The 6,333-nt window shown below is 70.1% G+C and carries 4 protein-coding genes and 1 pseudogene; 1 reads left to right on the top strand and 4 read right to left on the bottom strand.

All coding sequences use genetic code 11. From position 1 onward, the window contains the following. Nucleotides 1-597: 597 nt before the first annotated feature. The 4 genes and pseudogenes from QK442_RS32850 to QK442_RS32835 all read right to left on the bottom strand — a co-directional run. Nucleotides 598-1,065, bottom strand: a pseudogene (locus tag QK442_RS32850) (DUF2637 domain-containing protein); the annotation flags it as partial. Then, nucleotides 1,062-1,751 carry a WhiB family transcriptional regulator gene (locus QK442_RS32845; RefSeq protein WP_282697772.1) on the bottom strand — a complete coding sequence of 230 codons (690 nt, stop codon included), beginning with the start codon at nt 1,749-1,751 and terminating at the stop codon, nt 1,062-1,064. The pseudogene QK442_RS32850 and the gene QK442_RS32845, both read right to left, overlap by 4 nt. Nucleotides 1,752-1,872: 121 nt before the next feature. After that, nucleotides 1,873-2,628: an ATP-binding protein gene (locus QK442_RS32840; RefSeq protein WP_282697771.1), complete on the bottom strand. Its 756-nt coding sequence runs from the start codon at nt 2,626-2,628 to the stop codon at nt 1,873-1,875. Then, a complete protein-coding gene (locus tag QK442_RS32835) occupies nt 2,625-3,674 on the bottom strand; it encodes a hypothetical protein (RefSeq protein WP_282697770.1) in 1,050 nt (349 codons plus the stop codon). Before QK442_RS32835 ends, QK442_RS32840 begins: the two co-directional genes overlap by 4 nt. Nucleotides 3,675-4,843: 1,169 nt before the next feature. Between QK442_RS32835 and QK442_RS32830 the strand changes: the two genes are divergently transcribed. Beyond that, a complete protein-coding gene (locus QK442_RS32830) occupies nt 4,844-6,133 on the top strand; it encodes an XRE family transcriptional regulator (RefSeq protein WP_282697769.1) in 1,290 nt (429 codons plus the stop codon). Nucleotides 6,134-6,333: the final 200 nt, after the last annotated feature.

The raw sequence follows: 6,333 nt of genomic DNA, 5'->3' as shown, positions 1-6,333 counted from the left end.
GTCGGGACGGTCCCCTTCGGGTTCCTGGTCCCCGTCGTTGTCGGGACGGTCCCCTTCGGGTTCCCGGTCCCCGCCGGTGCCGAGACGGTCCCCTTCGGGTTCCCGGTCCCCGCCGGTGCCGAGACGGTCTTCCGGGGCCGGGTGGGGGAGCGGCTGCTCAAGACCGCCCCCGGGTGCGGCGTGCTCGTGCTGGGGGCGGTCGCCTTCAACCAGGGGCTTCAGGACGCTCTTCTGGTGACCGGGGTGATGGTCCTCCTTGGTGGCCTTGATGCCCTCTTGCGCGTCGGGGCGGGGGTCGCCATCTGCCGGGACCGCACCTTCCCCGGTCCCCTGCTGGCCGCTGGGACCAGGTGCTTCGTCGTCGTGCTCCGGGACCGGGACCATGGTCCTCTGGGGACCGTCCCCGTCGGCGCTCACTTTCCCGGGGCTTGCCACGGGGACCGGGGACGCTGAGATGAAGCCGTCCGTCCCTACGGGACCGGCGGTCCCCACTTCCACGGTCCCCACTTCCACGGTCCCCGCCGGGCTCTGCCGGAGGCGGCCCTGGTTCCCGTCGGCCACCGTTCCCATCCCGGGGGTCTCTGCCGGCGCGGGCGTTTCGTTGGGCCGGTGGCGGGGTGCGACGAGCTGGTGGATCTGGCGCATCAGGACACCGAAGGCCAGCAGGGCGGCGGTCGGGGGGACGGCGGCGACGATGTAGTCGAGCAGCGGGACCGGGGCGTCGGTGCTGCCGTGGACGCCTGCGACGTTCAGTGCGATCGAGCCCACCGACCCTGCGACCGTCAGACCGATCGCCCAGCCGTCCGTCACGCGTTTCAGCCCGGCGCGGAGCATCAGCAGTTCACCGGTGACGATGAAGGCATCTACGGTCCCCGGCCAGGCCCACTGCCGGGTGAGGGAGCCGCCCAGCCCGTGCCGGCCGGCGACTTCGGCCAGGTGGGCGTAGGACAGCCAGAAGGACGCGATGGTCAGCGCCACGATGACGGCGCCGGCGGCGGCGAGGACGTATCGCTCGGCAGCCCCCTCGGACGGGCGGCGGTCAGTCGGATCGTGAGGGTGGGTCATGCTGCCTTTCGGAGCTCGTCGAACAGGACGGGTGCGGGTGCGTGGCGGTCGACCGGGGCGAGGCCCTCGTCGGTGCGTGTGGCGTCCGGGCTGCCGGCGTCTTGGTTGTCGCTCGTCGGCGGCTCCTCGGCGTTCTCGTCGGCCTTGAGGGCGGTGGCGGTCGGGATGGGTGCGGGGGCGGAGTGCACGGTGTGCTGGATGCGGTCGTCGATCGCCTCGGCCTCTTCGTTCATCACGTCACGGGCCCAGTCGACGCTCACCCCGAGGACGTGGGCGAGACGGCTGGCTCTCCAGCCCCTGGCGCAGGCGTAGCTGATGATGGCCTTGCGCTCGAGGCAGCTGAGGTGGACGTCCCGCCCGTTGACCGCCTCGCGAACCCGGCCGTAGTCGAGGCGGTCGTCGAGCTTGGTGCGCCACTGGGCCCGCTCTTTGGGGGTCAAACCGCCCCACATCCCTACCTTTTCCTTGTTCTCCAGTGCCCAGTTGAGGCAGTCGAGCCGCACGGGGCAGGCGGCGCACACCTGCCGGGCCTGCTGCCGGTCGCGAGTGTGGCGCGGGTCGTGGAAGAACAGTCGGTCGGCCTCCTTGGGCTTGATGCCGTAGCAGGCGGCGCGAGCGTGCCAGCTGTGGTCCGAGATCGAGCGGACGTCCGACTGAGGGCCGGTGGTGGTCGTGATGTAGCGCATCAGGGTGTCTTTCGGGTACGCCCCGGGCCTCTTCCGCGCCGACGGGGCGGCGGAAGGGCACGGCGGGGTGGAGGCAAGGGCCCGGCTGCGGCGGCGGGCCGAGGAGAGGAGGGGCCGCGCGTCAGCGCTGGAAGCGGCGGTCGGGGCCGGTGAAGCGGACCACCGGGGTGCACATGCCGGACAGGCGGCTCAGTACCCGGTCGCCGACCAGATCGCGCAGGATCGGCTGGCGGGGGGAGTCGGCGAGCTCGCGGACCGGCGGCAGGTTGGTGGTGAAGATCGTCGGGAGCCGGTTCTGGCAGCGCCAGTTCACCAGCCGGAAGAGGATCTCCTCAGTCCAGGCCGAGGTCTTCGCCGCTCCTAGGTCGTCCAGGAGCAGCAGCGGCACCCGGACGATCCGCCGGATCTGGTGCTCCAGGTCCACGCCGGCCTGCGGGCGGGTGTCGCCGAACAGGTCGGCGGCGGTCGTGGCATGCCAGGCCACCCCGCACCCGGAGGCGGTCAGCGCCCGGATCGCTGCGTACGCCTGGCGGGTCTTGCCGGTCCCGAGGTTCCCCCACAGCAGCAGAGACGGTCCGTGCGCGATCCGCCGCCGGCCGAGCGTGCCGTACTGCGGGTTGAGCCCGCCGGCGTTCGGGGCGACCGCACCCTCGGCGACTTTCCGCACCCAGGCGGCGACATCGGGGTGCTCCACCAGCGCCTCTCGGTAGTCGACCGGGATGCGCTGCTGCGCGGCCTCCAGGGCCGGGATCGGCTCCGGGGTGTCCGGGAGCGTGGCGGCCGGGTTGATCCCGCGCTCGGCGAGCTTCGCCTCCAGACGGGCCCGCAGCCTCTCCGGTACGGCGGGCTGGGGGTCGGTGAGCTGGTAGCGGGTCACAGTCGGCCTCCGAATCCGCTCGGCTCGGCAGCGGGGTCGAGGTAGGGCACGTAGCCGGAGGAGGTGGCCCAGGGCCCCGCGCCGGAGGCGCCGACGGCGGATGGTGACCGCGATGCGTTCAGCGCCTCGTTCACCAGGCTCGGCAGCACCGTCGCGTGCAGGCCCTTGATCCGCAGCTGCCCCAGGGCCGGGCGGATCACCTCCGGGTCGAAGCCCTCCTCCAGAAGGCCCTTCACCTGCCGGCCGACCAGCGCCACGACGTCCTTCGGCGGGCGGTGGGCGCAGTCACGCACGTACTCGGCCACCAGCGCCTTCGTCGACGTGCCCGGCGCAGCCGTGTGCGAGGCGGGGGCCGTGCCCCCCTTAGGGGAAGATCCAGGATCCAAGATCCTAGATCCAGACGCCGAGCCCTCGCGAGGATGCATCGAATCTCCGGCGAATGCCGCCTGACCTGCGGATTTGCCGGACGCCTCGGAGGAGGCCCCGGCGAGGGGCCCCTCGCTGCTCACCCGCACGGCCCCACTGCCCACCACGGCCTTCGACGCCGTGCCCGGCTCTCCCACGGCGGACGATCCCGGTGTTTCGAGGGCTCCACGAGAGCGCGTCGAAACCGGCTGGGCCGGGGCCGCAGGCCGTGCGGTGCGGGTCTGCTCGACCGCCGGGCAGGAGTCCTGAGAACAGCCGCCGCACTTCTGGTGGCTCTGGTGGACCGGGCAGCGCGGGCGACGGGAGGCGGAGGGACGGTCGATCTTCTGGTGCTTCTCCCACGTCACCACGTGCAGGTAGGAGTTCCCGTCACAGCCGGTGTACCGGCAGATCAGGCCGGCACCCGCCAGCTGCTCCAGGTCGACGGCGACGTTGGCCGGCGTGTGATCGGCACGCAGGGCCCACAGACGCCCCGCGATGATCGCGGGGTGGTCGCGGAAGCGGCCGGAATCGTCGGCTTGGGTCAGCAGGCCGAAGAAGGTCACCATCGCGGTGACATCGACCGAGGCGAGATCCTCCGACTCGAACGCCTCGGGCTTGATCGTCCGGATCCGCGCCATCAGACAGCACCCCCTGTCGACAGGCGGTGAATCGCACCTGTCGCGCGGGCCGAATCCCCCGGCCACTTGCGCACAGCGGCGCTCATAAGACACTCTCCTCTTCAGTGAAGCCGCACCGGTTGGTCCCGTGAGAAGGCACGGTGCGGGTGAATGTGATCTCCATCGCGGGCCCTGGGCCCGGACGGGTGATCTGCTGAGGCGTCCGGCGTCCGAGAGTTGCCGCTCTCGGACGTCGCCGCTTTTTCCGGGGGCCTGCAGGCCCGTCGGGTGCCTACGCTCTCCTTGCTCGTCGTGATTCGGGCGTGATCACCCGAGGGGACGACGAACATACGCAGGCCCGGTCGGCAAGTCCATACATAGCTCTGATTCCCGTTACAACCCGTGTCGCCATCGAGGCGGACACCGGTGTCGATTTCGTGGCCGACGCGCTATTGGCTCTCCGAGCCGCTTCCGGCACGATGTAGGGATTAATGATCTTCCCCCTGCCCCGTGCGACGCGATCACGTCGCTGACCTGCTGGTGACCAGGATTTAAACCCGACTGGGAAACGCCGTCAACGGTGTCTCAAGTCGGTTTTACGCGCGTAGAATCCTGCGGCGGTGCACAAGTCGAAGCGGGCTCCTGTCGCTTAACTGCCCAGCAGGGAAAGCGGAATGGGCCGGGATGTGGAGCGGTGGCCTTCGGTGGCGGGCGGGCGCTTGAGCTCGGCCGACGACCTGAAAGAAAAAACCGGCAAGAATTTGCCGGTTCCGAAACCGGCAAGAATTTGCCGGTTTTCTGTCCGATTCGTTCCCGAACGCTGCGGTATCGCCGCGCGTCCGCCTCCCGTGCGCGCGCGGGAAGGTGTGGCGCCCGTCACGCTTACTTCGGGGAGGGAATCCAAGATCGACAATTTATCTCGTACCCTGGAATGGAGGTCAAGGGGAGGGCCGCCGTGCAGAGCGCGGCAGCCCTCTTTTTTGTTGCCTCGACTCGGGGATGCAGGCCCTCCGCCGGGAGGGATACAGACGATCGAGGAGAAGAGGATGGGCGCCACCGTGCCCTTCCCCGCAGACCACGGGGACAGCGAGAGGGAAGTTGTGGCTTCAGGCAACGACGCTGAGGTTGGGGCCACGACGCCCGGCCAGCGGCCCCCGGAGCGAGGTGAGCTTCCGCATGCGGGACAGATCATGGGGTTCGCCGGTCAGCTGCGCTGCTGGCGCCGGGCGGCCGGCGAACGCAGGGGCCGCCGTGTGACCCAGGGCGAGTGCGCGAACGCGATCGACCGCTCCGAACGGTGGTACCGCGACCTCGAGCGGGGCGCCGGCAGACACCGCCTCGACCGCAAGCAGTGCGAGGCCCTCGCCGACCTTCTGCACCTCGACCGCGACGAGTTCATCGCGCTCCTGCTGTACAACGGCCTGGGCCCCACGGCCGCGGCCGGGGCCGTCGACACCCGGGTCCGCAGCGGCCTGCGGCTGCTGATCGACAAGCAGATGCCCAGCCCCACCTTCCTCTGCGACGCGAACTGGAACGTCGTCGCGCACAACGCCGCCACCGCCGAGTGGTGGCCCTGGGTGCTGGAGCCGGGCGCCAACTTCATGCGCTGGTCCCTGCTGAGCCGAGAGGCCCGGTCCCAGTACCACGACTGGGACCGGCATGCCGCCACCTACGTCAGCCTGCTCAAGTTCGCGCTGGCCGGCCGTGAGGACAGCGCCGAGCTCATGGAACTGATCGGCGACGTCTGCAAAGACCCCGACATCGGCCGCATCTGGGACGCATCCAACGAGGTCACGGAGAACCTGGACGGCTACGCCGTCCGCATGACGGTCCCGGCCCTCAACTGGGACGCGATCGATGTCGTCAGTCATGTACTGTCTCCGGCGTCGCTGCCCGACTGGAAGCTGGTCGTCCTCTCCTGGGGGACCAAGGACGACGAGGACGGCGAACGCACCGACGCGAACGTCGGCGTCGGCAGTGCGGCCGAGGCACCTTCGGGCAAGCAGGACGACGCGCCGCCATCGGCAGCGGAGACCCGGCGTATCGCACGCGCCATCACTGGGAGGCTCTCCGTCCCGACAGCCCAGGACGCGGCGGCCCTGGCGGGCGAGGATCGCATCGACCTGCCCGTACTCAGCAGGATGATGGGCCCGAACTGCCAGCTCACGCTCTCGCCCTCGGCGCAGTCAGTGATCTGGGCCGTCAAGGAAGCCGACGGTCAGTGGGGCGTGAACGTCGTCGCGGCCTACACCCTCGTCGTCAAGGTCCCCCACGCTGCCGTGATCGACGAAGCCCGTGACGAGATGCAGCTTCTCACCCGAGCGATCCTGCCCCCCGAACCCAGGGAAGCAGTCGCCCGCATCCAGGAACTCATCCGGCAGTCCCAGCAGCGCATCAAGAGCCTCACGGCCGTGTGGCGCGACCTGTACGAGGAGGACCGCACCCTCCCGTACATCTGGCACCCGGCCGACGAGATCTAATCATCGGGCGGTGAGCGGTCGCTGGCGGTGGCCGAGGGCTGTACGGTCACTGGACAGAGCCATCCCCGGCATCTTCGCCTTCTGCCTCGTCCAGGTCGGCGGCTGAGCCGGACCGTCTCCCTCCTCGAAGAGAGGAGGGAGACGCGCTCGTGAACGTGCCCAACTGCATATGGTCCTGGCCCCTGGGGGCGGGTTTCTCC

It is taken from the genome of Streptomyces sp. CC208A (genome assembly GCF_030010625.1).
Classification (GTDB): Bacteria; Actinomycetota; Actinomycetes; order Streptomycetales; family Streptomycetaceae; genus Streptomyces.
This window is presented reverse-complemented; position numbering and strand designations above follow the sequence as displayed.

Excerpts from the sequence above, each read along its gene's own strand:
- QK442_RS32845 (WP_282697772.1), bottom strand. The coding sequence starts at position 1,751 with ATGCGCTACATCACGACCACCACCGGCCCTCAGTCGGACGTCCGCTCG.
- QK442_RS32835 (WP_282697770.1), bottom strand. The coding sequence starts at position 3,674 with ATGGCGCGGATCCGGACGATCAAGCCCGAGGCGTTCGAGTCGGAGGAT.
- QK442_RS32830 (WP_282697769.1), top strand. The coding sequence starts at position 4,844 with ATGGGGTTCGCCGGTCAGCTGCGCTGCTGGCGCCGGGCGGCCGGCGAA.